At 71.8% G+C, this 22,325-nt stretch carries 22 protein-coding genes; 13 read left to right on the top strand and 9 right to left on the bottom strand.

The genetic code is table 11. From position 1 onward, the window contains the following. Positions 1–57: 57 nt before the first annotated feature. Entirely contained in the window at positions 58–1,680 is a 1,623-nt protein-coding gene (locus JKV81_RS21485; protein WP_202077283.1) for a DHA2 family efflux MFS transporter permease subunit, read from the bottom strand. A gap of 184 nt (positions 1,681–1,864) precedes the next feature. Here JKV81_RS21485 and panB point away from each other — a divergent pair, with 184 nt between their 5' ends. The 3 genes from panB (at position 1,865) to JKV81_RS21500 (ending at position 4,744) form a co-directional block, all read left to right on the top strand. Then, on the top strand, positions 1,865–2,749 hold the full coding sequence (gene panB / locus JKV81_RS21490; protein ID WP_202077284.1) for a 3-methyl-2-oxobutanoate hydroxymethyltransferase: 885 nt from the start codon (positions 1,865–1,867) through the stop codon (positions 2,747–2,749). 121 nt (positions 2,750–2,870) lie between these two features. Continuing rightward, positions 2,871–3,890 carry an ATP-binding cassette domain-containing protein gene (locus JKV81_RS21495; RefSeq protein WP_202077288.1) on the top strand — a complete coding sequence of 340 codons (1,020 nt, stop codon included), beginning with the start codon at positions 2,871–2,873 and terminating at the stop codon, positions 3,888–3,890. Next, positions 3,887–4,744 (top strand): ABC transporter permease, encoded by an 858-nt coding sequence (locus JKV81_RS21500; RefSeq protein WP_124276794.1) that lies wholly within the window; start codon positions 3,887–3,889, stop codon positions 4,742–4,744. Before JKV81_RS21495 ends, JKV81_RS21500 begins: the two co-directional genes overlap by 4 nt. 46 nt (positions 4,745–4,790) lie before the next feature. Here the strand turns inward: JKV81_RS21500 and JKV81_RS21505 are convergent, their stop codons facing one another. After that, positions 4,791–8,090, bottom strand: a complete 3,300-nt coding sequence (locus JKV81_RS21505; protein ID WP_202077291.1) for an ATP-binding protein — start codon at positions 8,088–8,090, stop codon at positions 4,791–4,793. A gap of 124 nt (positions 8,091–8,214) precedes the next feature. Between JKV81_RS21505 and JKV81_RS21510 the strand changes: the two genes are divergently transcribed. After that, positions 8,215–9,027 (top strand): site-2 protease family protein, encoded by an 813-nt coding sequence (locus tag JKV81_RS21510; RefSeq protein WP_129262453.1) that lies wholly within the window; start codon positions 8,215–8,217, stop codon positions 9,025–9,027. Between the two features lie 21 nt (positions 9,028–9,048). Here the strand turns inward: JKV81_RS21510 and JKV81_RS21515 are convergent, their stop codons facing one another. Together JKV81_RS21515 and npdG are read right to left on the bottom strand one after the other, a co-directional pair. Further along, positions 9,049–9,234: a hypothetical protein gene (locus JKV81_RS21515; RefSeq protein WP_124276791.1), complete on the bottom strand. Its 186-nt coding sequence runs from the start codon at positions 9,232–9,234 to the stop codon at positions 9,049–9,051. Between the two features lie 91 nt (positions 9,235–9,325). Further along, positions 9,326–10,036 (bottom strand): NADPH-dependent F420 reductase, encoded by a 711-nt coding sequence (gene npdG, locus JKV81_RS21520; RefSeq protein ID WP_124276790.1) that lies wholly within the window; start codon positions 10,034–10,036, stop codon positions 9,326–9,328. 119 nt (positions 10,037–10,155) lie between these two features. Here npdG and JKV81_RS21525 point away from each other — a divergent pair, with 119 nt between their 5' ends. Continuing rightward, positions 10,156–10,758, top strand: coding sequence for a hypothetical protein (locus JKV81_RS21525; protein ID WP_124276789.1), 603 nt, complete (start codon positions 10,156–10,158; stop codon positions 10,756–10,758). Positions 10,759–10,836: 78 nt separating this feature from the next. Here JKV81_RS21525 and JKV81_RS21530 read toward each other — a convergent pair whose 3' ends face one another. Then, entirely contained in the window at positions 10,837–11,073 is a 237-nt protein-coding gene (locus tag JKV81_RS21530) for a hypothetical protein (protein WP_124276788.1), read from the bottom strand. Positions 11,074–11,131: 58 nt separating this feature from the next. On the opposite strand from JKV81_RS21530, the gene map reads away from it, so the two are divergent. Together map and JKV81_RS21540 are read left to right on the top strand one after the other, a co-directional pair. Next, positions 11,132–11,989: a type I methionyl aminopeptidase gene (gene map / locus JKV81_RS21535; RefSeq protein WP_124276787.1), complete on the top strand. Its 858-nt coding sequence runs from the start codon at positions 11,132–11,134 to the stop codon at positions 11,987–11,989. Between the two features lie 157 nt (positions 11,990–12,146). Further along, positions 12,147–12,812: a biliverdin-producing heme oxygenase gene (locus tag JKV81_RS21540; RefSeq protein ID WP_124276786.1), complete on the top strand. Its 666-nt coding sequence runs from the start codon at positions 12,147–12,149 to the stop codon at positions 12,810–12,812. Here the strand turns inward: JKV81_RS21540 and JKV81_RS21545 are convergent, their stop codons facing one another. After that, positions 12,813–13,529 (bottom strand): PhzF family phenazine biosynthesis protein, encoded by a 717-nt coding sequence (locus JKV81_RS21545; protein ID WP_129262455.1) that lies wholly within the window; start codon positions 13,527–13,529, stop codon positions 12,813–12,815. Between the two features lie 305 nt (positions 13,530–13,834). On the opposite strand from JKV81_RS21545, the gene efeO reads away from it, so the two are divergent. Genes efeO through JKV81_RS21565 form a run of 4 tightly spaced genes read left to right on the top strand, consistent with a single transcriptional unit; the run spans position 13,835 to position 18,119 of the window. Continuing rightward, positions 13,835–14,971 (top strand): iron uptake system protein EfeO, encoded by a 1,137-nt coding sequence (efeO, locus tag JKV81_RS21550; protein ID WP_124276784.1) that lies wholly within the window; start codon positions 13,835–13,837, stop codon positions 14,969–14,971. A 14-nt stretch (positions 14,972–14,985) separates the two neighbouring features. Next, on the top strand, positions 14,986–16,242 hold the full coding sequence (gene efeB / locus JKV81_RS21555; RefSeq protein WP_129262457.1) for an iron uptake transporter deferrochelatase/peroxidase subunit: 1,257 nt from the start codon (positions 14,986–14,988) through the stop codon (positions 16,240–16,242). Positions 16,243–16,264: 22 nt separating this feature from the next. Then, a complete protein-coding gene (efeU, locus tag JKV81_RS21560; protein WP_124276782.1) occupies positions 16,265–17,200 on the top strand; it encodes an iron uptake transporter permease EfeU in 936 nt (311 codons plus the stop codon). After that, positions 17,112–18,119, top strand: coding sequence for an SCO2278 family lipoprotein (locus tag JKV81_RS21565; RefSeq protein WP_202077294.1), 1,008 nt, complete (start codon positions 17,112–17,114; stop codon positions 18,117–18,119). Before efeU ends, JKV81_RS21565 begins: the two co-directional genes overlap by 89 nt. 24 nt (positions 18,120–18,143) lie before the next feature. On the opposite strand, the gene JKV81_RS21570 is transcribed toward JKV81_RS21565, so the two are convergent. Further along, on the bottom strand, positions 18,144–19,169 hold the full coding sequence (locus tag JKV81_RS21570; RefSeq protein WP_202077296.1) for a helix-turn-helix transcriptional regulator: 1,026 nt from the start codon (positions 19,167–19,169) through the stop codon (positions 18,144–18,146). Between the two features lie 91 nt (positions 19,170–19,260). Between JKV81_RS21570 and JKV81_RS21575 the strand changes: the two genes are divergently transcribed. Further along, complete coding sequence (locus tag JKV81_RS21575; RefSeq protein WP_124276779.1) at positions 19,261–19,671, top strand: VOC family protein; 411 nt, start codon at positions 19,261–19,263, stop codon at positions 19,669–19,671. Between the two features lie 51 nt (positions 19,672–19,722). On the opposite strand, the gene JKV81_RS21580 is transcribed toward JKV81_RS21575, so the two are convergent. Together JKV81_RS21580 and JKV81_RS21585 are read right to left on the bottom strand one after the other, a co-directional pair. Continuing rightward, positions 19,723–20,466 (bottom strand): bifunctional DNA primase/polymerase, encoded by a 744-nt coding sequence (locus JKV81_RS21580; protein WP_129262463.1) that lies wholly within the window; start codon positions 20,464–20,466, stop codon positions 19,723–19,725. A gap of 142 nt (positions 20,467–20,608) precedes the next feature. Beyond that, complete coding sequence (locus JKV81_RS21585) at positions 20,609–21,238, bottom strand: TetR/AcrR family transcriptional regulator (protein ID WP_124276778.1); 630 nt, start codon at positions 21,236–21,238, stop codon at positions 20,609–20,611. Between the two features lie 169 nt (positions 21,239–21,407). Here JKV81_RS21585 and ddaH point away from each other — a divergent pair, with 169 nt between their 5' ends. After that, complete coding sequence (gene ddaH, locus JKV81_RS21590) at positions 21,408–22,286, top strand: dimethylargininase (RefSeq protein ID WP_346774204.1); 879 nt, start codon at positions 21,408–21,410, stop codon at positions 22,284–22,286. The last annotated feature ends 39 nt before the right edge of the window (positions 22,287–22,325 follow it).

A 22,325-nucleotide genomic window follows, 5' to 3' on the forward strand; every position in this document is an offset into this window, starting at 1 on the left:
CGTCCGATTCTCGCCGACCGGCCGGGGCGGAGCGACACCCCCGGCCGGAACGGCGGATCAGGACCGGTGCGCCGGCTCCTGGGCGGGCCGGCCGGCCCGGTCGGGCTCCCCCTGGCCGGGCTTGCCGGGTGCGGGAGTTCTGCCGGGCAGGAACGCGGCCACCACCGCCGCGCCGATCAGGGCGACCGCCGCCGAGCCGAGCGCGGTGACGTGCATCGCCCCGATGAAGGCGTCGTTCGCCGCGGCGATCAGCGGTTTGCCGGCCGGGCCCAGCTTCGAGGCGACGCCGAGGGTCGCCTCGATGGACTCGCCCGCGACGTCCCGCGCGGCGGCCGGTACGCCGTCGAGGTGACCCTCGATGTCGCCCCGGTAGACCGTGGAGAGCACCGAGCCGAGTACGGCGATGCCGAGCGCCCCGCCGACCTGGCGGAACGTGTTGTTGATGGCGGAGCCGGAGCCCGCCCGCTCGCGGGGCAGGGCCTGCATCACGGCGACGGTGACCGGCGGCATGATGTGCGCCATCCCGGTGCCCTGGACGAAGAAGACCAGGCACAGCACCCAGAGCGGGGTGTCCACGTCGAACAGCGCGAAGGCCGCGAGGCCGGCGGCGACGAGCAGCATGCCGACGGTGCAGACCGCCTTGGCCCCGAACCGGTCGACGACCAGGCGGGCGCGCGGCGCGAAAATCATCTGCGCGGCGGCGAGCGGCAGGATCAGCAGCCCGGACTCCAGCGCGGTGTAGCCGCGCACGCTCTGCAGGTAGAACGCGGAGAAGAAGGTGACGCCCATCAGCGCGAAGAAGACCAGCGCGATGGCGGCAACCGCGGCGGAGAAGGCGGGCTTGCGGAAGTAGGAGATGTCGATCGACGGGTGGGTGCTGCGCTTCTCGTGCCAGACGAAGCCGGCGAGGACCAGCAGACCCCCGATCAGCGGAGCGAGGACGGTGAGGTCGGTGAACGAGGCGAGCTCGCCGCCGCGGATGATGCCGTAGACCAGCAGGACCAGGCCGACGATGGACAGGACGACGCCGAGCGGGTCGACGCGGCCGGGGTCGGGGTCCCGGGAGTCGGGCACGAGGACGGCCATGGCGATGAGCGCGATGACCACCACGGGCACGTTGACGAGGAAGATCGAGCCCCACCAGAAGTGCTCCAGGAGCGCTCCGCCGGTGATCGGGCCGATCGCGATGCCGAGGCCGACGCTGCCGGCCCAGATGCCGATGGCCTTGGGCTGTTCGTCGCGCTCGAAGACGTTCATCAGGACGGCGAGGGTGGCGGGCATCACGAACGCCGCGCCGAAGCCCATCAGCGCGCGCCAGGTGATGAGTTCGCCGGGCGAGGAGGAGAGCGCGGCCAGGGCCGAGCCGATGCCGAAGACGAGGATGCCGGCCAGCAGGACCTTCTTGCGGCCGATGCGGTCGCCCAGGAGTCCGGCGGTGAAGAGGAGGCCCGCGAAGACGAGCGTGTACGAGTTGATCGCCCACTCGAGCTCGCTCTGGGTGGCGCCGATACCGGTCGGCGCGGGGCTGGCGATCGTCTTGACCGCGACGTTCAGGATCGAGTTGTCCAGAACGACGATGAGCAGGCTGAACATGAGGACGCCGAGGATGGCCCAGCGGCGGCGGTGGACCGCCTCCGGGACACGGGGCGCGACGGCGGGGGCGCCGGACGGTATGGACATGCGTCCGACCCTAACCGACTTCCAATACGAGACCGTCTCGTATTGGAAAGACTTTACCCGGTCGGCGCCCACCGTTCACCGGGCGCGGTGGGCCCACTTCCCGGGAACGGTCGCGGGATGCCACCATGGAAGGGATCCGGGGACGCCGTCAGGGCGCCTCGAGATGACGAAGGAGCCGTTGGCCATGTCGCTTCAGGCTGCGCAGAACCAGTCCGCCGCACCCGCGGGCCCCACTCCCGGCGCCGGTAAGGCCCTGTACGGGGGGAAGAGCACCCGCCGCATCACCGTCCACGACATCACCGCCGCCAGTGAGCGCGGCGAGAAGTGGCCGATGCTCACCGCCTACGACGCGATGACCGCGTCCGTCTTCGACGAGGCCGGCATCCCGGTCATGCTCGTCGGCGACTCCATGGGCAACTGTCACCTCGGTTACGAGACGACCGTGCCCGTCACCATGGACGAGATGGCCATCCTCTCGGCCGCCGTCGTACGGGGCACCAGCCGCGCCCTCATCGTGGCGGACCTGCCCTTCGGGGCGTACCAGGAGGGCCCGGTCCAGGCCCTGCGCAACGCCACCCGGCTGATCAAGGACGCCGGGGTCGGCGCGGTCAAGCTGGAGGGCGGCGAGCGCTCCCACGAGCAGATCCGGCTCCTGGTCGAGGCCGGGATCCCGGTCATGGGCCACATCGGCCTGACCCCGCAGTCCGTCAACGCCATGGGTTACCGCGTGCAGGGCCGCGGCGAGGAGGCGGCGCAGCAGCTGCTGCGCGACGCGAAGGCGGTCCAGGACGCGGGCGCGTTCGCGATCGTCCTGGAGCTCGTACCGGCCGAGCTGGCCGCCGAGGTCACCCGCATCCTGCACATCCCGACCGTCGGCATCGGCGCCGGGCCCGACACGGACGCGCAGGTGCTGGTCTACACCGACATGGTGGGTCTGACCGGCGGCAAGGTCCCGCGCTTCACCAAGCAGTACGCGAATCTGCGTCAGGTGATGACCGACGCCGCCAAGGAGTTCGCCGAAGAGGTCGTCGGCGGCGCGTTCCCGGCGGCGGAGCACACCTTCCACTGACGCCCTCTCGACCACTGCCGCACCACCGACAGCCCGCCGACTTCCCCCATCGGCGGGCTGTCGCCTGCTGTGGGCCCGCTGTCAGCGACATGTCGGTGACTTGTCGGTGACGGCTGGTCTGATGGTGTCCATGAAGCGACACGACAAGAACCTCAGGGACGGCAGGAACGCCGTCGAGGTGCGGGGGCTGGTCAAGCACTACGGCGAGACCAAGGCGCTGGACGGTGTGGACCTCGACGTACGCGAAGGCACCGTCCTCGGCGTGCTCGGCCCCAACGGCGCCGGCAAGACCACCCTCGTACGCTGCCTGTCCACCCTGATCCTGCCCGACGCCGGGCACGCGGTCGTGGCGGGCTACGACGTGGTGAAGCAGCCCCGGCAGCTGCGCCGCACCATAGGCCTCACCGGCCAGTACGCCTCGGTCGACGAGAAGCTGTCCGGCTGGGAGAACCTCTACATGATCGGGCGGCTGCTCGACCTGCCGCGCAAGAAGGCGCGGTCCCGCGCCGACGAGCTGCTGGAGCGCTTCTCGCTCACCGACGCGGCGAAGAAGGCCGCGATGGACTACTCCGGCGGCATGCGGCGCCGGCTGGACCTGGCCGCGTCCATGATCGGCAGCCCTGCCGTGCTCTATCTGGACGAGCCGACGACGGGGCTCGACCCCCGCACCCGTAACGAGGTCTGGGACGAGGTGCAGCGCATGGTCGCGGAGGGGGCGACCGTGCTGCTCACCACCCAGTACATGGAGGAGGCCGAGCAGCTCGCCAGCGAGCTCACCGTGATCGACAAGGGCAGGATCATCGCCCGCGGTGGTGTCGACGAGCTCAAGGCGAAGGTCGGCGGCCGCACCCTCCAGATCCGGCCCTCGGACCCGGCGGAGCTGGCCGCGATGGCGCAGGCGCTGCGGGAGGCCGGTCTCGACGGCGTCGCGGGCGCGCAGGCGGTCCCGGACGAGGGACTGCTGTACGTACCGATCCTCAGCGACGAGCAGCTCACCGCTGTCATCGGCCTGCTGGGCACCCGGGGCTTCTCGCTGGCGCACGTCGCCACCGCGCTGCCCAGCCTGGACGAGGTGTTCCTCGCCATCACGGGCGACAAGGCCACCGTCACCGACACGATTCCCCAGGAGGTCGCGGCATGAGCACGACGACTCTGACGCCCACCCCCACCGATCCGGCCAGGTCCGCCCGGGCCTCGGACCTCCATGACGAGGGCGGGATCGGGCTCCGGAACAACCTGCGGCACATCGGGGCGCTGGTGCGGCGCAATCTGCTCCAGATCAAGAAGGATCCGGAGTCGATGTTCGACGCGCTCCTGATGCCGGTCATCTTCGTGCTGCTGTTCGTCTACGTCTTCGGCGGCTCGGTCGGCAGCAGTCTGGGCGGCGACCGGCAGGACTACCTGAACTACCTGATCCCCGGTCTGATGGCGATGATGGGCATGAACATCGCCATGGCCGTCGGCAGCGGTGTCAACGACGACTTCCGCAAGGGCGTCATGGACCGGTTCCGGACGATGCCGATCGCGCGTTCCTCGGTGCTCATCGCGAAGATCGTGGTCGAGCTCGGCCGGATGATGGTCGCCACGCTGATCCTGCTGGGCATGGGCTTCGCGCTCGGCCTGGAGCTCCACGGGTCGGTGCTGGGGCTGGTGGGGGCGATCGCCCTGGCCGCCGCGTTCGGCGCCGCCATCATGTGGATCTTCATCCTGCTCGGACTGACGATGAAGACGGCCCAGGCGGTCCAGGGGATGGGGATGATCGTGATGATGCCGCTCCAGTTCGGCTCCTCCATCTTCGCCCCGACACAGACGATGCCGGGCTGGCTGCAGACGTTCACCGACTACAACCCGCTGTCCAACCTGGCCGACTCGGCCCGCGGCCTGATGATGGGCGGCCCGCTCGGCCACTCGGTCTGGCTGACGCTCGGCTGGACCGTGGTCATCACCGCGGTGATGGCACCGCTCGCGGTGTCGAAGTTCCGCAAGAAGTCCTGACGCACCACCGGCCGGCGCGCGTACGCCACCGGCCGGCCGGTGTACGTCAGTCCGTGTACGTCTCCGCGAGGGCGGTGGCCTCCTTCTGGGAGAGGCCGCCGCCCTCGCTGTGCGCGGCCTCGTAGGCGGCGCCCCCGAGGACACCGCGGGCCAGCCCCTCCGCCGCGGCGACGTTGCTCCGCTCCAGCGACGTCGTCACGTGCTCGTCCGGCAGCAGCACCGCTCCCGCGCCCAGCAGCCGCGCCGCGAGCGTGGCCCGCCGCTCACCGCCGAGCCCCGCCAGCGCCCGGGCCACGGTGACCAGGTGGAGTACGTGCATCTGCGGGGCCACCATCTGCGACAACCGGTCGTCGGCCAGGGCCAGCGCCTCCTGGCCGCGGGCCAGGGCATCCGCGTACAGCCCTTCCTCGTTGTCCAGCCAGGCGACGCCGCCCAGCACGAACGCCTCGAAGAAGCCCATGGACGCTTCCCTGAAGTGCTCGTGCAGCACGGTCAGTTGCTCACGTGCCTCCACGGTCCGGCCGGACATGCCCAGATACATGGCCAGGAAGAACCGGGCGAACGCCGTCGCCTCGTGTCCCGCGTGCCGGCCCTCGACCAGCACCTCGCGGAGGATCGCCTCGCCCTCCGCTCCCCGGCCGAGCTCGGTCAGCGCGGCGGCGTAGCGCGTACGGAGCACCATTACCTGGGCCCGGGCGCCGAGCTTCTCCGCGTAGCCGATCGCCGCCAGGTAGTCCTCGGCGGCCCGGGCGCAGTCGCCCGTCTTCTCGTTGGCCTCGCCCCGTGAGGAGAGCGCCTCGGCCGCACCCCAGTCGTCGCCGAGGCGGCCGAAGATCTCCAGGCTCTCGTCGGCGTCCGCACGGGCGGCGGCCGCCCAGTCGGGCCGGTTGGCCAGCACGTTGGCGCGCATCTGGAGCGTGGTGGCCAGCTCCCAGTCGTCGCCGAGCTCCCGTGAGGCGCGGACCGTCTCGTCCAGCAGCTCCCGCGGGTCGGACACGTCCCCGGTCAGCATCACGGCGAAGAACCAGAGCATCCCCATGCTGCGGCAGGTCTGCGGCTGCCCGGCCCGGTAGGTGGCGGCGACGACCCGCAGCCGCTCCAGGCCCGCCTTGTCGGCCCAGACGTCCATCGCGTGGTCCAGGCTCGCCATCCCGACCAGCGCGACCTGGCGCCGCGCCTCCTGGAGCAGCTCGGGGCCCATCGGCGGCGGTGCGTCGGTGCAGCGCTCGACGAGCGAGGGGGCGGGGCGGGCGGGCCCGGCGAAGGGATCGGGGCCGAGCGCGGAGGCGGCGTCGGCCCACTGGAGGGCGTCGCTGCGCAGGTCCCGCATCTGCCAGTACCAGGCGAGCGAGAGCACCATGCAGAGCGCCTCCTGCTCGTCGCGGGCGGCCACGGCCTGGCGGAGGGCGGTGCGTACGTTCTCGTACTCGCGCTGGAGGAGTCCGAGGGCGGCGAGCTGTCCGGGGCCCCGGAGTTCGGGGTCGGTGGTGCGGGCCAGCTCCCGGTAGAACACGAGGTGCTGCCGTTCGACGGTGTCCCGCTCCCCCGCCTCGCCGAGCCGTTCGGCGGCGTACTCGCCGACGGTCTCCAGGAGGCGGTAGCGCATCCGGCCGTCGGTGGCGGGGGCGGCGACGACGAGGGACTTGTCGACGAGGGAGCCGAGCACTCCGGCCACGTCCCGGGCGTCCTGAGGCCGGGCCGCGCACACCGCCTCCGCGGCGTCGAGGGTGCAGCCGCCGGAGAAGACCGACAGCCGGCGCAGGACGGTGCGTTCGTCCTCGTCCAGGAGGTCCCAGGACCAGTCGACGACCGCGCGCAGGGTCTGCTGGCGCGGCAGTACGGTGCGGCTGCCGCTGGTGAGCAGGCGGAACCGGTCGTCGAGACGGTCGGCGATCTGACGCGGGGTGAGCATGCGCAGCCGTGCGGCGGCCAGTTCGACGGCGAGCGGGAGCCCGTCGAGGCGGTGGCAGATCTCGGCGCAGGCCGCCGCCGTCTCCTCGTCGGCGTCGACGCGGAAGCCGGACAGGGCGGCGGCCCCCCGGTCGGCGAACAGCCGCAGCGCCACCGGGTCGGGCAGCGGGTCGACCGGCCGTACGAACTCGCCGGGTACGCCGAGGGGTTCACGGCTGGTCGCGAGGACGGTGAGCCCGGGGCAGCGGGCCAGCAGATGGTCGGCGAGGGCCGCGGCGGCCTCGATGAGGTGCTCGCAGTTGTCCAGGAGCAGCAGGATGCGGCGCCCGGAGCAGCGTTCGGTGAGCCGGGCCAGCGGTTCTCCCGCGCTCCGCTCCGCCGCCCGGAGCTCTTCGGCGCCCGCCCCGCGCAGCACGGTCTCGCGGCCGCCGAGCGCGGTGAGGACGGCCTCCGGCACCGCCTCGGGGTCGTCGACCGGTGCGAGCTCGGCCAGCCATACGCCGTCCGGCCAGGCGTCGGGGCCGACGGACTCGGCCACCTCCTGGGAGAGCCGGGTCTTGCCCGCGCCGCCGGGGCCCAGGAGGGTGACCAGCCGGGCGCGGGTCAGGTCCTCGCGCAGGGCGGCGATGTCCGCCTCCCGCCCCACGAAGCTCGTGAGCCTGGCCCGGAGGTTGCCCGGCGGCGCGGTGCGGGGTGCGGGGGCCGGGGCGGGCGGGTCCTGGTGCAGCAGTCCTTCGTACAGGGCGCGCAGCGCGGGGCCCGGGTCGGTGCCGAGCCGGTCGGCGAGCAGGGTGCGCACCTCGTCGTACGCCGCGAGTGCCTGCGCGGTGCGTCCGGCGTCCCGCAGCGCCCTGATGCGGAGGGCCTGGAGGGGCTCGTCCAGGGGGTGGTCGGCGCAGAGCCCGGCGAGCTCGGCGAGGACCTCGCCGGCCTGGTCCTGCGCGAGGGCGGCCGCGATCCGGGTCCGCCGGGCGTCCAGCCGTCTGGCCTCCCAGCGGGCCGCGGCCACGGCGCGGTCGGGCAGGTCGGCGAGGGCGGGCCCGCGCCACAGGGCGAGCGCGTCGTCGAGGACCGTGGCGGCCTTCACGGCGTCGCCCTCCTCCAGCGCCCGGGCGCCCTCGCCCGCGAGCCGCTCGAAGCAGTGCAGGTCCACGGCGTCCGGGCCGGCGGCGAGGCGGTAGCCGTCCGCGGCCGACTCGACGGCGTCGCGGCCCAGCGCGCGCCTGAGCCGGCCCACGAGGGCCTGGAGGGCTCCGGGGGCGTCGGCGGGCGGCTCGCCGTCCCAGACCTCGTCGACGAGCACCCCGGCCGGGACGGCGCGGCCGGGCTGCAGGGCGAGCACGGTGAGCAGGGCGCGCAGCCGCGGCCCGCCGAGGGCGACGGCCGTGCCGTCGGCGCGGAGGGCGCGGGTGGTACCGAGGATGCCGTAGTGCACGCGCCCATTGTCCGTGACGGCCCCGCCCCGTGGGGAACTGCCACCCGTCCATGAGACGTTCCAGCCGTGTCACCCGTACGCTCGGGGGCTCCAGCCGCCGTCCAGCCCCTCAGGAGAGCCTGCGATGACCACCGCGTTCCGCCGACCCAGCGACCGGCGGGTCAGTCCGATCTTCCTCGGGATCGTCGCCGTCATGGCCGTCTCGGGCTGGGCGGTGTGGACGGACTTCGCGGAGCAGACCGGCTTCGCGGTCTTCCTCTTCGTCACCGCGGCCTGGATCGTCTCGCTCTGCCTCCACGAGTACGCCCACGCGCGCACCGCGCTGCACAGCGGCGACATCTCGATCGGGGCGAAGGGCTATCTGACCCTCAATCCGCTGAAGTACACCCACGCCCTGCTGAGCATCGTGCTGCCCGTGCTGTTCGTGATCATGGGCGGGATCGGTCTGCCGGGCGGGGCCGTCTTCATCGAGCGGGGCCGCATCAGCGGGCGCTGGAAGCACAGCCTGATCTCGGCGGCCGGCCCCCTGACGAACGTGCTGTTCGCGATCGTCTGCACGGCGCCGTTCTGGCTGGGCGCCCTGGACGGTGTTCCGATGACGTTCCGGCTCGCGCTGGCGTTCCTGGCGCTGCTCCAGGTGACGGCGGCGATCCTGAACTCCCTGCCGGTTCCGGGGCTCGACGGGTACGGCGTGATCGAGCCGTGGCTCTCGTACAAGGTCCGCCGCCAGGTGGAGCCGTTCGCACCGTTCGGGCTGATCGCCGTCTTCGGGCTGCTGTGGGTCCCGGAGATCAACGGGTTCTTCTTCGACGGGGTGGACGCGCTGCTGCGGGGCCTGGGCGTCAGCGAGGTCGAGACGTACTGCGGGCTCGACACCTACCGCTTCTGGCAGGAGTGGTTCGGCGACCAGGACCCGGGCTGCGCGCTGATCCGCTAGGGCCTTCGTGAAAGGGAGGCGCTAGGCGGTTTCGGCGTGGGACTCCGCGCGCTGCCGGCGCAGGTAGAACCACGCCATGTTGGAGGAGAGACCGGCCAGCAGCACCCAGACGACGCCCAGCAGGACGCTGCCCTGGACGAAGGAGACCACGGCCGCGGCGACGGCGAGGACGCAGACGATGCTGGCGTAGAGAGCGAGGCGGGGCATGAGGACTGGTGCTCCTGTCCGGGGATGGTGCGCGGTCCCCTCCAGTGTCCCTCATGCCCCGTTCGGCTCCGGGCAGGGCCTCGCCGAGGCCTCACACGTCGGTGGCGCGCAGCCCCGCGTGTGCCTTGTAGCGGCGGTTGACGGAGATCAGGTTCGCCACCAGCGACTCCACCTGGTGCGCGTTGCGCAGCCGGCCGGCGAAGACGCCGCGCATCCCGGGGATGCGGCCGGCGAGCGCCTGCACGGTGTCGGTGTCGGCCCGCGCCTCGCCGAGCACGAGCACATCGGTGTCGATCTGCTCGATCGCCTCGTCCTGGAGGAGCACCGCCGACAGGTGGTGGAAGGCGGCGGTGACCCGCGAGTCGGGCAGCAGGGCGGCGGCCTGCTCGGCGGCGCTGCCCTCCTCGGGCTTCAGGGCGTAGGCGCCCTTCTTGTCGAAGCCGAGCGGGTTGACGCAGTCCACGACGAGCTTCCCGGCGAGTTCCTCGCGCAGGGACTCCAGCGTCTTGGCGTGGCCGTCCCACGGCACGGCGACGATCACGATGTCACTGCGGCGCGCGCACTCCGCGTTGTCCGCGCCCTCGACGCCGTGGCCCAGTTCGGCGGCGGCGGCCTCGGCGCGGTCGGCGGCGCGCGAGCCGATGACGACCTTCTGTCCGGCGCGGGCGAAACGGTAGGCGAGGCCCCGGCCCTGGGGGCCGGTACCGCCGAGCACGCCCACGGTCAGGCCGGACACATCGGGGAGGTCCCAGGGGTCCTTGGCGGGCGGCTTGGGGGCGCTTCCACTGTCATTCGTAGTCATGGCGCCGACCCTACTGCCAGGTAGGGGATGCCGCCCCGGCCTGCACCGTGCTTCCCGTTCGGGTGGACCGGAGGCGTTCGGGGGGTCTCGGAGCCCCGGTCGCGGCATGATGCCGGGCCATGGATGCCGTACGTGTCGCGTTGCTGCGTGAGGTGCTCGCCGGGACGGAGTGGCCGGAGGCCGCCCGGGGGTTCGCCCGGACCCTGCGGTCCTCGGTCGTCCCGCAGGGCGGCGGGCTGCTGCTGGTGGGCACCGAGGTCTACGAGCCGTGGCACCTGGCCGCGCACCTGGTGGACGAGTCCACGTGGTCGGGGCTGCCCCAGCTACGCCCCACGCTCGTACGCCACCGGGTGGAGCCGGACGACCCGGTGCACCTGGCCGTGGGCCTGGGCAGGATCGAGGCGGCCGGGCGGGGCGAGACGCTGCTCGTGGTGGCGCCCGAGCAGGCGGACGGCGGCCTGCTGGAGCGCGTCCACGACGCGCGGCGGGCCGGGGCGACGGTGCTCGCGCTGGACGGCGGGGACCCGGAGGTACGGGGCCTCGCCCACGAGGCGCTCACGGTCCGTGACGGCGACGAGGTCGATCTGGACACGGTCCAGCACCTGGTCAGCGCGGCGGCGGGAGAGAACGGCGCCCCGTCCCCCCGGGGCCGGCGCACCTTCCGCGACCGCCTCTCCCGCCTGGCCGACCAGCTGACGGCGCCGCCCCCGGCCCGCTGGTGACGGCGCGGCCGCAGCCACCGCCGGGGCCCGGCGGCGGTCCGGACCGTAAGCTCCCGCGGTGCTCCATGAGCGGACGCCCTAGTCCGGCGTCCCGTCCGTGGGCTTGTCGGTGCGGTCGTGCCACTTCGGGTCGTTCTCCCACTCCAGGTTCCGCTCACGCGCCGTGTCCATGGCGCGCTGGGCCTCCCCCGGGGTGGCGTACGGGCCGAAGCGGTCCTTGCCGGGGCACTCGGGCCCCTCCTCGACCTTCTTGTGTTCCAGGCAGTAGTACCATTCGCCCGGTTTGCCCACCGTGCGCTTCTTGAACAGGGCCATTGCAGGATCCTTTCCTCGTTGCCATGGTGCCCCGAGCACGCTGGTTAGACTCGCTGACATGTCTGGCCAGTCGCTTCTCGTACCAGGGGAGATCACTCCCGTCCGTTCCGTGCCCGGAAGGATCCGGCGCCCCGAGTACGTGGGGAAGCCCGCCCCCACGCCGTACACCGGGCCCGAGGTCCAGGACCCCGACACCGTGGAGCGCATGCGGGTCGCGGGCCGTATCGCGGCCCAGGCGATGGAGGAGGCCGCCAAGCACATCGCCCCCGGGGTCACCACCGACGAACTCGACCGGGTCGCCCATGAGTTCATGGTGGACCACGGGGCGTACCCGTCGACCCTCGGCTACCGGGGCTTCCCGAAGTCGCTCTGCACCTCGCTCAACGAGGTCATCTGCCACGGGATCCCCGACTCCACCGTGCTGCGCGACGGCGACATCGTGAACCTCGACGTCACGGCGTACATCGACGGCGTGCACGGCGACAACAACGCCACCTATCTCTGCGGCGAGGTCGACGAGGAGTCGCGGCTGCTCGTGGAGCGCACCCGGGAGTCACTGAACCGGGCCATCAAGGCGGTGCGGCCCGGGCGGCAGATCAATGTGATCGGGCGCGTCATCGAGTCGTACGCGAAGCGGTTCGGCTACGGGGTGGTGCGGGACTTCACCGGGCACGGGATCAACTCCTCGTTCCACTCCGGGTTGATCATCCCGCACTACGACAGCCCGCACGCGACGACCGTGATGCAGCCCGGCATGACGTTCACCATCGAGCCGATGCTCACGCTCGGGACCCACGACTACGACATGTGGGACGACGGCTGGACCGTGGTGACGAAGGACCGGAAGCGGACCGCGCAGTTCGAGCACACACTGGTGGTGACGGAGACCGGGGCGGAGATCCTCACGCTTCCGTAACGCGCCGATTTTACCGACAGACGGTCGGGAACCTGTTGACTTAGGTAAACCTAAGTAGGAGGATCAGCATATCGGTGCGCGGCGGCGCGTACAGCTGCTGCCGGTATGTACGTTTCTGTCCGGACTTCCCGTCCCCCTCGGTCCCCGGAGGCCCGCCTTGGACTCGACCGCCACCACCACGCCCTTCTCGACCCTCATCCGCACCGCCTCGCACGAGCAGCACACGGAGGCCGAGTCCTCGTCCTTCATGAGCGACATGCTCGGCGGGCGGCTCGGGGTGGACGCCTACACGCGCTACACCGAGCAGCTGTGGTTCGTCTACCGGGCGCTGGAGGACGGCGCGGAGGCACTGCGCCGGGACCCGGTCGCCGGTCCCTTCATCCAGCCGCAGCTGATGCGCACCGCCGAGCTGGAGCGTGACCTGCGCCATCTGCGGGGCGAGGGGTGGCGCGAGGGGCTGGAGCCGCTGCCCGCCACCGCGGCGTACGCCGAGCGGGTCGCCGAGTGCGCCCGCGAGTGGCCCGCCGGTTATGTGGCGCACCACTACACCCGTTACCTCGGCGACCTCTCGGGCGGCCAGATCATCCGCGGTACGGCGGAGAAGACCTGGGGCTTCGAGCGCAAGGGCGACGGGGTGCGGTTCTACGTGTTCGAGCAGATCTCCAACCCGGCCGCCTTCAAGCGGGAGTACCGGGAGCTGCTGGACGCGGTGGACGCGGACGATCTGGAGAAGCAGCGCATCGTCGACGAGTGCAAGCGCGCCTTCGCGCTGAACACCGCCGTCTTCCGCGAGCTCGGCGAGGTCTTCCCGCTCAGCGCCTGATCAGGAGGCGACGACCAGAAGGACGCGGCCCCCGACCTCCATCGTGCCGTCCGGCGCGGGCGCGGTGAGGATCTGGGAGCCGCGTCCTTGTCTGATGTTCAGGGCCCGGCCGAGCTCGGCGCTCAGCAGCATGGCCGCGGCCCCGGTCGCCTCGTCCTCGTCCACGCCTCCGGTGCGAGCCCCGGCTCCACTGGAGCGGCTGTCGCCGCGCTCATCGTGACGGCGGGGGAAGGCCCGGGCCCGTACGCGGCCGGCGGCCTCGTCCTCCCAGGCCCAGACGTAGAGCCAGCCCTCACCGGGCGGCGGCTCCGTCAGCGCCTCGACCTCCGCGACCGACGCGTACCGCTCCAGCGTCCTCGGCGGTGCCCACTCCGGGCGGGCCGTGATCCAGGTGAACTCGCCGTCCTGGCGGGCCGTCACGTCCCCGACGGGCAGTTCCAGCACCTCCAGGTCGAGCAGCCAGGCCGCGCCGACGAGCGGGTGCCCGGCGAACGGCAGCCGGAGCCCGGGGGTGCGGATGTCGACGGTGCCGCGCTCCGGGTCGTCCACGAAGACCGTCTCGCTGAAGCCGAGCTTCCGGGCGAGCGCCTGCCGGGACTCGTTGCCGGGATACCTGCGCCCGTCGCGTACGACGCCCAGCGCGTTGCCGTGGCGGCCGTCCGGGCCGCAGAACACGCGTAGTACGTCGATGCCTTCGGGTACCTCGAAGTCGTTCACATGCGCATTCAAGCACCGCGCGGGGCCCTCCGGCCCACAGGCGACGAGGCCGCCCGGGTTTGCGCCTCACCGTTGCACGGGCCGGAGTGCCGCCCGCCGCGCCGAGATGGCTCGCTTGACCCTTCCTTGACCGTTCCGTGGGCTCCCCATGGGGGCGGCGCGATCGGGGCGTTTCCGGCTCGGACGAGTGAGACCTGAATCACGCGACCGAGGGACGCGGGCGAGGTGAGGCGCGGTTAAGTTAGGGTCGCCTCACCTACTTTCGTCCGCACTACTTCCGCTCTTTCACCCTCGTGGAGCCCTGCATGCGAGCCGTTCGCCCCTCTGTCGTCACCGCTGTCGCCGCAGTGGCCGCACTGACCGCCGTCACGGGCTGCACCGAGAAGAGCGACGACAAGGGGGACGGCTCCGTCCAGGTGGTCGCCAAGGACGACTCCTGCGAGGTGTCGGCGAAGAAGATCCCGGCCGGCCACGTCGAACTCGCCGTCGAGAACAGGGGAGCCAAGGTCACCGAGGTCTATGTCCTCTTCCCGGACGACCGGATCGTCACCGAGCGCGAGAACATCGGCCCCGGCACCAAGGCGAAGATCACGGCGGAGATCAAGGCCGGGACATACGAGATCGCCTGCAAGCCCGGCATGAAGGGCGAGGGCATACGTCAGACGGTGGAGGTCACCGGAGGTGAGGCCACCGCGCGCAGCCCCGAGATGGACAAGGCCGTCGCCGATTACCGCACCTACGTCCAGGCGCAGGCCGACGAGACGCTGCCCGAGGTGAAGATCTTCACCGACGCCGTCGCCGCAGGCGACATCGAGGCGGCGAAGAAGGCGTACACCCGCTCCCGGATCGGCTGGGAGCGCACCGAGCCGGTAGCCGAGTCCTTCGGTGACATCGACCCCAAGGTCGACGTCCGCGAGGACGGCCTGGAGGACGGCCAGAAATGGACCGGCTGGCACCGGCTGGAGAAGGCGCTGTGGCAGGACAAGAAGCTGGGTGCGGAGGAGAAGGCTCTCGCACCCACCCTTTACAAGGACCTGCTGGACTGGCAGAAGCGGGTCGGCAGGGCCGAGATCACCCCGACCTCGATGGCCAACGGCGCCAAGGAGCTCCTCGACGAGGTCGCCACCGGCAAGGTCACCGGCGAGGAGGAGCGCTACAGCCACACCGACCTCGTCGACTTCAAGGCGAACGTCGAGGGTGCGGAGAAGTCCTACGAGCTCCTCAAGCCGATCGCGTCCAAGAACGACGCGGCGCTGACCGCCTCCCTGGACAAGCAGTTCGCGGCGCTGAACACCCTGCTGGACAAGTACCGCACGGACAAGGCCTCCTACGACTTCACCTCGTACGACAAGGTCGGCAAGGCGGACCGTAAGGAGCTCTCCGACGCGGTCAACGCGCTCGCGGAGCCCCTGTCCAAGCTGGCCGCCGCGGTGACGAAGTGAGCGGGGGCCCGATCATGACCGGGGACGAGGACTCCGACGGCGCCCCCGCCCCGTCGCGACGCGCGCTGCTCGGCTGGGGCGGTGCCGGGCTGGCGCTCGGCGCCGTGGCGGCGGGCGGTGCCGTCGCATCGGTGCGCTCCGACGGGGGCACGGATCCGGCCTCGGACAGCGGCGCGGCGGTGCCCTTCCACGGGGCTCACCAGGCGGGGATCGCCACCGCCGTCCAGGACCGGCTGCATTTCGCCTCCTTCGACGTGACGACGGAGGACCGGGCCGAACTGATCGCCCTCCTCAAGGAATGGACCCGGGCCGCGGAGCGGATGACAGCCGGGCGGACCGTCGGCGAGGGGGCGTACGGGGGGCCGGCGGAGGCCCCGCCGGACGACACGGGCGAGGCGCTGGGCCTCAGGCCGTCCCGGCTGACGCTCACGCTCGGTTTCGGCCCGTCCCTGTTCGACAAGGGCCGCTTCGGCATCGAGGGCCGGCGGCCCGAAGCGCTGGTGGATCTGCCGAAGTTCCCCGGTGACAACCTGGACGCCGCCCGCAGCGGCGGGGACCTGTGCGTCCAGGCGTGCGCGGACGACCCGCAGGTCGCCGTGCACGCCATCCGGAACCTCGCCAGGATCGGGATGGGACGCACCGCCATCCGCTGGTCGCAGCTGGGGTTCGGCAAGACGTCCTCGACGACGCCCGGCGCACAGACTCCGCGCAACATGATGGGGTTCAAGGACGGCACCCGGAACATCTCCGGCACGGACGACGCCGCGCTGAAGAAGCACGTGTGGGCGGACGGGACGGGCGACGCCGGGTGGATGGCCGGGGGCTCCTATCTGGTGGCCCGGCGCATCCGCATGCACATCGAGACGTGGGACCGGGCTCCCCTGCAGGAGCAGGAGGACATCTTCGGCCGCGACAAGGGTGAGGGCGCCCCCGTCGGCAAGGCCAAGGAGCGCGACGAGCCGTTCCTGAAGGCGATGCTGCCGACCGCGCACGTGCGCCTGGCGCACCCGGACACCAACAACGGGGCGACGATCCTGCGTCGCGGCTACTCCTTCACCGACGGTACGGACGGTCTGGGCAGGCTCGACGCAGGGCTCTTCTTCCTGGCCTACCAGCGGGACGTCCGCACGGGCTTCATCCCGGTGCAGCGCAGCCTCGCCGCCTCGGACGCGCTCAACGAGTACATCCAGCACGTGGGTTCGGCGGTCTTCGCCGTTCCGCCCGGTGTCCGCGACTCGGACGACTGGTGGGGCCGGGCACTGTTCTCATGACCGACACCGTGGAAGGACCGGCATGTTCGGCAACTATCTGATCGGCTTGCGCGAGGGGCTCGAGGCCGGCCTGGTGGTCTGCATCCTCATCGCCTACCTGGTCAAGTCCGGCCGCCGTGACGCGCTCCGGCCGGTGTGGACCGGCATCGCCATCGCCTGCACCATCTCGCTGGGCTTCGGCGCCGCCCTCGAGTTCGGCTCCCAGGAGCTGACGTTCGAGGCACAGGAGATGCTCGGCGGGTCGTTGTCGATCATCGCCGTCGGCCTCGTGACGTGGATGGTGTTCTGGATGCGGCGTACCGCGCGGCATCTGAAGAAGGAGCTGCACGGCAAGCTCGACACCGCACTCGCCATGGGTACCGGCGCCCTGGTGGCCACCGCCTTCCTCGCGGTGGGCCGTGAGGGCCTGGAGACCGCCCTGTTCGTGTGGGCATCGGTGCGCGCGAGCGGTGAGGGCTCCTCCTCACCGCTGATCGGGGTGCTGCTGGGCATCGCGACCGCGATCGTGCTGAGCTGGCTGTTCTACCGGGGCGCCCTGAGGATCAACCTGTCCACGTTCTTCACGTGGACAGGCGGCATGCTCGTGGTGGTGGCCGCCGGTGTGCTCGCCTACGGCCTGCACGACCTGCAGGAGGCCCGTTTCCTCGGTGGCCTCGGGAACAAGGCGTTCGACATCACGACGACGATTCCGCCGGACAGCTGGTACGGCACCCTGCTCAAGGGGGTCTTCAACTTCCAGGCCGATCCAACCGTTCTTCAGGTCACGGTGTGGGCGCTGTACCTCATCCCGACGCTCGTGCTGTTCCTCGCCCCGGTAGGGTTCAGGCGGTCAGTGCCAACGACGGATCAGAAGGCGCAGAAGGCAACGGATGACAAGGCTGGGGCGACTGGCGGCGGGACTCGCGACGGCGACGGTGCTGAGCGTGACGGCGAGCGGCTGCGTGACGGTGCACGGTGAACTGGAAGTCGTGCCGGGAGCGACGGAGTCCGAGGCGGCGAAGGCCCTGGAGGACTTCACCGTCGCGTACAACAAGGCGGACAAGGCGTACGATCCGGCACTCGACGAGGACCGGGTGACCGGTTCGCTGGGTGCGATCAACCAGGCAGGCCTGGCCGCGCGGCGTAAGAACAGCCCGGAGGGCAACGCGCAGCACAAGCCGCTGGAGCTGACGGACGCCTCGTACGCCATCCCCAAGAAGGCGGGCTGGCCGCGCTGGTTCCTCGCGGACACCGACTCCAACCGCGACCAGGACGGCGGGAAGCAGGACACCCGCTGGCTGCTGACGTTCGTGCGCACCGGGCCGGACGCCCCGTGGAAGGTGTCCTACCTGGCGGTGGCGTCCCCGTCCGAGATCCCCAAGTTCCGCAAGGACGCCGACGGTTACGCGCAGCCCGCGCCCTCCGCCTCCACCGATGCCACGCTGGCCACCGCGCCTGCCGAGCTGAGCACCACGTACACGGACTACCTCAGGGACGGCGCGCCGGACGTCTTCGCCCCGGGGTCGATGACCTCGGGCTGGCGGGACGCGCGGAAGAACACCCGCAGGGCGGGCTTCTCCTACCAGTACGTCGACCAGGCCCTGGACTCCGGGACGTTCGCACCGCTGGGGCTGACGACGGAGGACGGCGGGGCGCTGGTCTTCTTCAGCAGCAAGCACTTCGAGCGTCAGACGGCGGCGCAGGGGCTGCGGCCGACGGTCACCGCGGACGTGGAGGCACTGCTGACCGGCGAGGTGAAGAGCACCCTCACCAAGGAGCGGGTCTCCAGCCAGCTGGTCTACGTACCGAAGAAGGCGGCGGGAGACGCCACGGGCACGGACGGCAAGGTGCGCGTGCTGAACCGGCTGCCCGGTCTGGTCGCGGCGCAGGGGTCCTGAGCGCCGTCAGCCGGGGGGGCGCCGTCAGCCGGGGGGCGGGGTGCGCCGCGCCCAGTGCGTGAGCCGTTCGGCGAAGGCGGCGACGAGGCCCCGGAGTTCGTCCGGGCGCTCGATGACGAAGGGCCGGTCGAGCGAGGCGAGTGCGGCGGGCAGCCAGTCGAGCCGCTCCACGCGCAGTTCGACGCGGCTCCAGGCCTCGGCTCCTGGATCGCCGCCGTCCGGCGACGGCAGTTCCTCCACGAGCGCGACTCCGGCCGGGAGCCGGGTGTGGATGTGCGCGGCCGTGCCCTGGACGCGCAGGGTCACCTCATGGCGGTACGGGGCGGTGGCCAGCCCCGTCAGGACGCGCGTCGCCGGGTCGGGCCCCGCGGGCGGTTCGAACGAGCCGGGCAGGGTCCGTACGCCGCTGATGCGGTCCAGCCGGAACGTCCGGTCCTCGCCGGCCGAGAGGTCCGTGGCCGTCACGTACCACTTGCCCGCGTGGGCGACGAGCCCGTGCGGGTGGACCGTGCGCTCGCTGCGGCGGCCGTCCGCGGAGGTGTAGCGGAGGGAGAGCGGCCGGTGGTGGTTCACCGCGTCGGCGACGGGCAGCAGGACCGCGGATTCCGGGGCGGTCGCCGCGCTGCCGGGCGGGGCCGTGGGATCGCCGTGCGGGTCGGTGAAGGAGAGGGAGCCGAGCACGGCGTCGAGGGCGAGACGGAGCCGCTGGGGCAGGACCCGCCGGATCTTGGCCGTGGCCGTGTCGCCCGCCGTGCCGGCGGCGGTCGTGAGGCCGGACCGGCGGCCCGCGATCAGGCCGAGGAGCACGGCGAGCGCCTCGTCGTCGTCGAGCATGAGCGGGGGCATTCGGTGGCCGGGGGCGATCCGGTATCCGCCGTACCGGCCGCGCAGCGACTCGACGGGCACGTCGAGGTCGAGGAGGTGGCCGATGTAGTGCCGCACCGTGCGTTCGTCCACGCCGAGCCGGCCGGCGAGCTCGGCGGCGGTCCGGACGCCGCCGGACTGCAGGAGCTCCAGGAGGGTGAGGACGCGGGCGAGGGGACGGGACATGTCCGTAAGTCTCCCGCAGATACCGGGCGGGTTCCGCCCGGTATCGGTCGTAGCGTGTGGTCGTAAGCAACGAACGACCAGGAGAACACCCATGAACTTCGTCTCTGTCCGCATCATCACGGCTGACGTCGCCCGGCTCGTCGGGTTCTACGAGCGGGTCACCGGCGTGACCGCCGCCTGGGCCAACGAGGACTTCGCCGAGATCGGGACGGCCTCGGGCACCCTCGCGATCGGCAGCACCCGCACGGTCCCCCTCTTCGCACCGGGCTCGGCACGCCCGGGGGAGAACCACAGCGTCGTCCTGGAGTTCCTGGTGGACGACGTGGACCGGGTGCACGAGAACCTGACCGGATTCGTGGAGGACTTCGTCAACGAGCCCACGACGATGCCCTGGGGCAACCGCTCGCTCCTGTTCCGCGACCCCGACGGCAACCTGGTGAACTTCTTCACGCCCGTCACGCCGGCGGCCGTCGAGAAGTTCGCCCGCGTGAGCCAGGCGTGAACGTACGGGCATGACAGAGCGGGCGTGAAAGGGCCGGTGAGAAAGGGCGGCTCAGCGGCTCATCGGCCAGGCGACGGCGTCGTGGTCGAGGTCGCTCGCGTCGGCCGTGTCCGCGTACTGCGCGCAGGCGTCGGTGAGCGTCTCCAGCAGGGTCAGCGGATCGGGGAGCGGGTTCTCCGGGCCGCGGATCCAGTGCACGTCCAGCTCACCGGGGAGCCGGGCGGGGGGCAGGAGGACGTAGCTGCCGCGGCAGTGCCAGCGGAGTCCCGGATGCTCGTCCATGGTCTCGGGGTGGCAGTCCAGCTCGCAGGGCCACCACTCGTCCTCGTCGTCGGGGGTGCCGCGGGTGGCGGTGAAGAAGAGCATCCGGTCGGTGCCGGACTGGGCCACGGGGCCGACGTCGATGCCCGCCGCGAGGAGCCGCTCCAGGGCGGCGTGTCCCGCGCTCAGGGGCACGTCGAGGACGTCGTGGATCATGCCCGTCGCGGTGATGAAGTTGGCCAGCGGCTGGTTGGCCGCCCAGCGCTCGATCTGGGCGCGGTCCGTCGTGGACTGCGTCTGCCAGGCGAACGAGACCGGGTGCCGCGCGGGGGTCGGACAGCCGATGCGCTCGCACGAACATCGGTAGCCGGACGGGTGCGCCGCGGGTGAGATGGGCATTCCTGCCTCGGCGACGGCCAGGAGCAGCGCCAGCCGTGCCGCGTCGTCGGCCTCCGGCTGTGGTTTGGGCCGCCTGCGCAGCCACTGGGAAATCCTGCCCTCTGTGCCGCGATAGCGGCCGGAATCGGCGCCCATCTATCCCCTCACCTCAGCGGTTACCTCTCCATGGTCGCACCATCCTGCTCCTCGGGTGGCCAGAGTTCCGAAGCGGGGTGCCCGGGCGGTTGCGCAGGGGTCGGCACACTCGTACGGAATGTCATGGAATGCACCCCCGGGTTCATGGCTGGACCAGGATCCCCCGCAGGGTGAGGTCGACGATCTGGTCCGCGTACGCGTGGGTCAGCGGATGCGTCCTGAGCAGCCAGCGGTGGGTGAGCGGGGCGATCAGGAGCTCCAGTGCGATCCGCGGATCGATGTCCGCACGCACCTGGCCGGCCTCCTGGGCCGCCCGCAGGCGTGTGACATACAACTGGAGCTGCGGTTCGAGCAAATTTTCGACGAATTGGGCTCCGAGTGCGGGGTCGATGATCCCCTCGGCGGCCAGGGCCCGGGTGGGTGCCGCGCTCACCGGGTCGTTCAGCCCGTCGACCGTGGTCCGGAGGACGAGCTTGAGGTCGGCGGCCAGGTCGCCGGTGTCGGGGATGCCGTACGCACCGTCCTCGCCGGCCTCGCCCACCTCCTGCGAGCGGCGGGCGCTCTCGGCGAGGAACGCCTCCAGGAGCACGGCCGCCTTGGAGGGCCACCAGCGGTAGATCGTCTGCTTGCCGACGCCGGCCCGGGCGGCGATACCCTCGATCGTCGTCCTCGCGTACCCCACCTCGCCGACGAGCGCGAGTGCGGCGTCACAGATCGCGCGCCGTGAGCGGTCGCTGCGACGGCTGGAGTCGGGGGACTTCTGAGCTGCCATCCGCCCATCCTAGAGCCTGACGGTCCGATACGTATCGTCTTGCCTACGGGCCGGCTCTCCCGGGACAGCCCCCACCGGGCCACCCCGGGGGCCCGCGCGAACCACCCGAACGGATCACAGCGCGACGGCCCGGCGCGGCGCACCATGAACTCACGCGCACACCCCGCGCGTGTCCCACCGTTCCGCGGCCGAGGCCGCCGTTCGTGAGGAGCCTGCATTGACCCGTGACGCCACCCCCCGTCGCTACCTGATGTGCGCCCCGGCCCACTTCGAGGTCACCTACTCCATCAACCCGTGGATGGATCCGTCGAAGCCCGTGGATCTGCCCCTGGCCCAGACCCAGTGGGAGGACCTGCGCGACCGCTACCGGGCTCTCGGCCACACCGTGGAGCTGCTCACCCCCCGCCCCGACCTGCCCGACATGGTGTTCGCCGCCAACGGGGCCACCGTGATCGACGGCAAGGTGCTCGGGGCCCTGTTCGCCTACCGGGAGCGGTACGCGGAGGCGGAGGCGCACCGGGAGTGGTTCCGGGCCAACGGCTTCACCGAGATCCATGAGCCGGCCCATGTCAACGAGGGCGAGGGCGACTTCGCGGTGACCGCCTCGTACCTGCTGGCCGGGCGGGGCTTCCGCTCCAGCCCGCTCTCCCACGACGAGGCGCAGGAGTTCTTCGGGCGCCCGGTGATCGGCCTCGACCTGGTGGACCCGCGCTACTACCACCTGGACACGGCGCTGTGCGTGCTCGACGAGGCGGCGGACGAGATCATGTACTACCCGGGGGCGTTCTCACCGGGCAGCCGGTCCGTGCTGGCCCGCCTCTTCCCCGACGCGCTGCTGGCCGAGGAGGCGGACGCCGCCTCGCTGGGGCTCAACGCGGTCAGCGACGGGCGCCATGTGCTGCTCCCGCAGGCGGCCGTGGGGCTCTTCGACCCGCTGCGGGACCGGGGCTTCGAGCCGGTCCCGATGGACCTGGGCGAGCTGCTCAAGGGCGGCGGCAGCGTGAAGTGCTGCACCCAGGAGCTGCGGGCCGGGGCCGAGGGGACCTAGGGTCTTTCGTTTGGATCAGGCCGGATCAGGGAGCGGGGT

The sequence above is a fragment of the Streptomyces silvae genome (genome assembly GCF_016745505.1).
Lineage (GTDB): Bacteria > Actinomycetota > Actinomycetes > Streptomycetales > Streptomycetaceae > Streptomyces > Streptomyces silvae.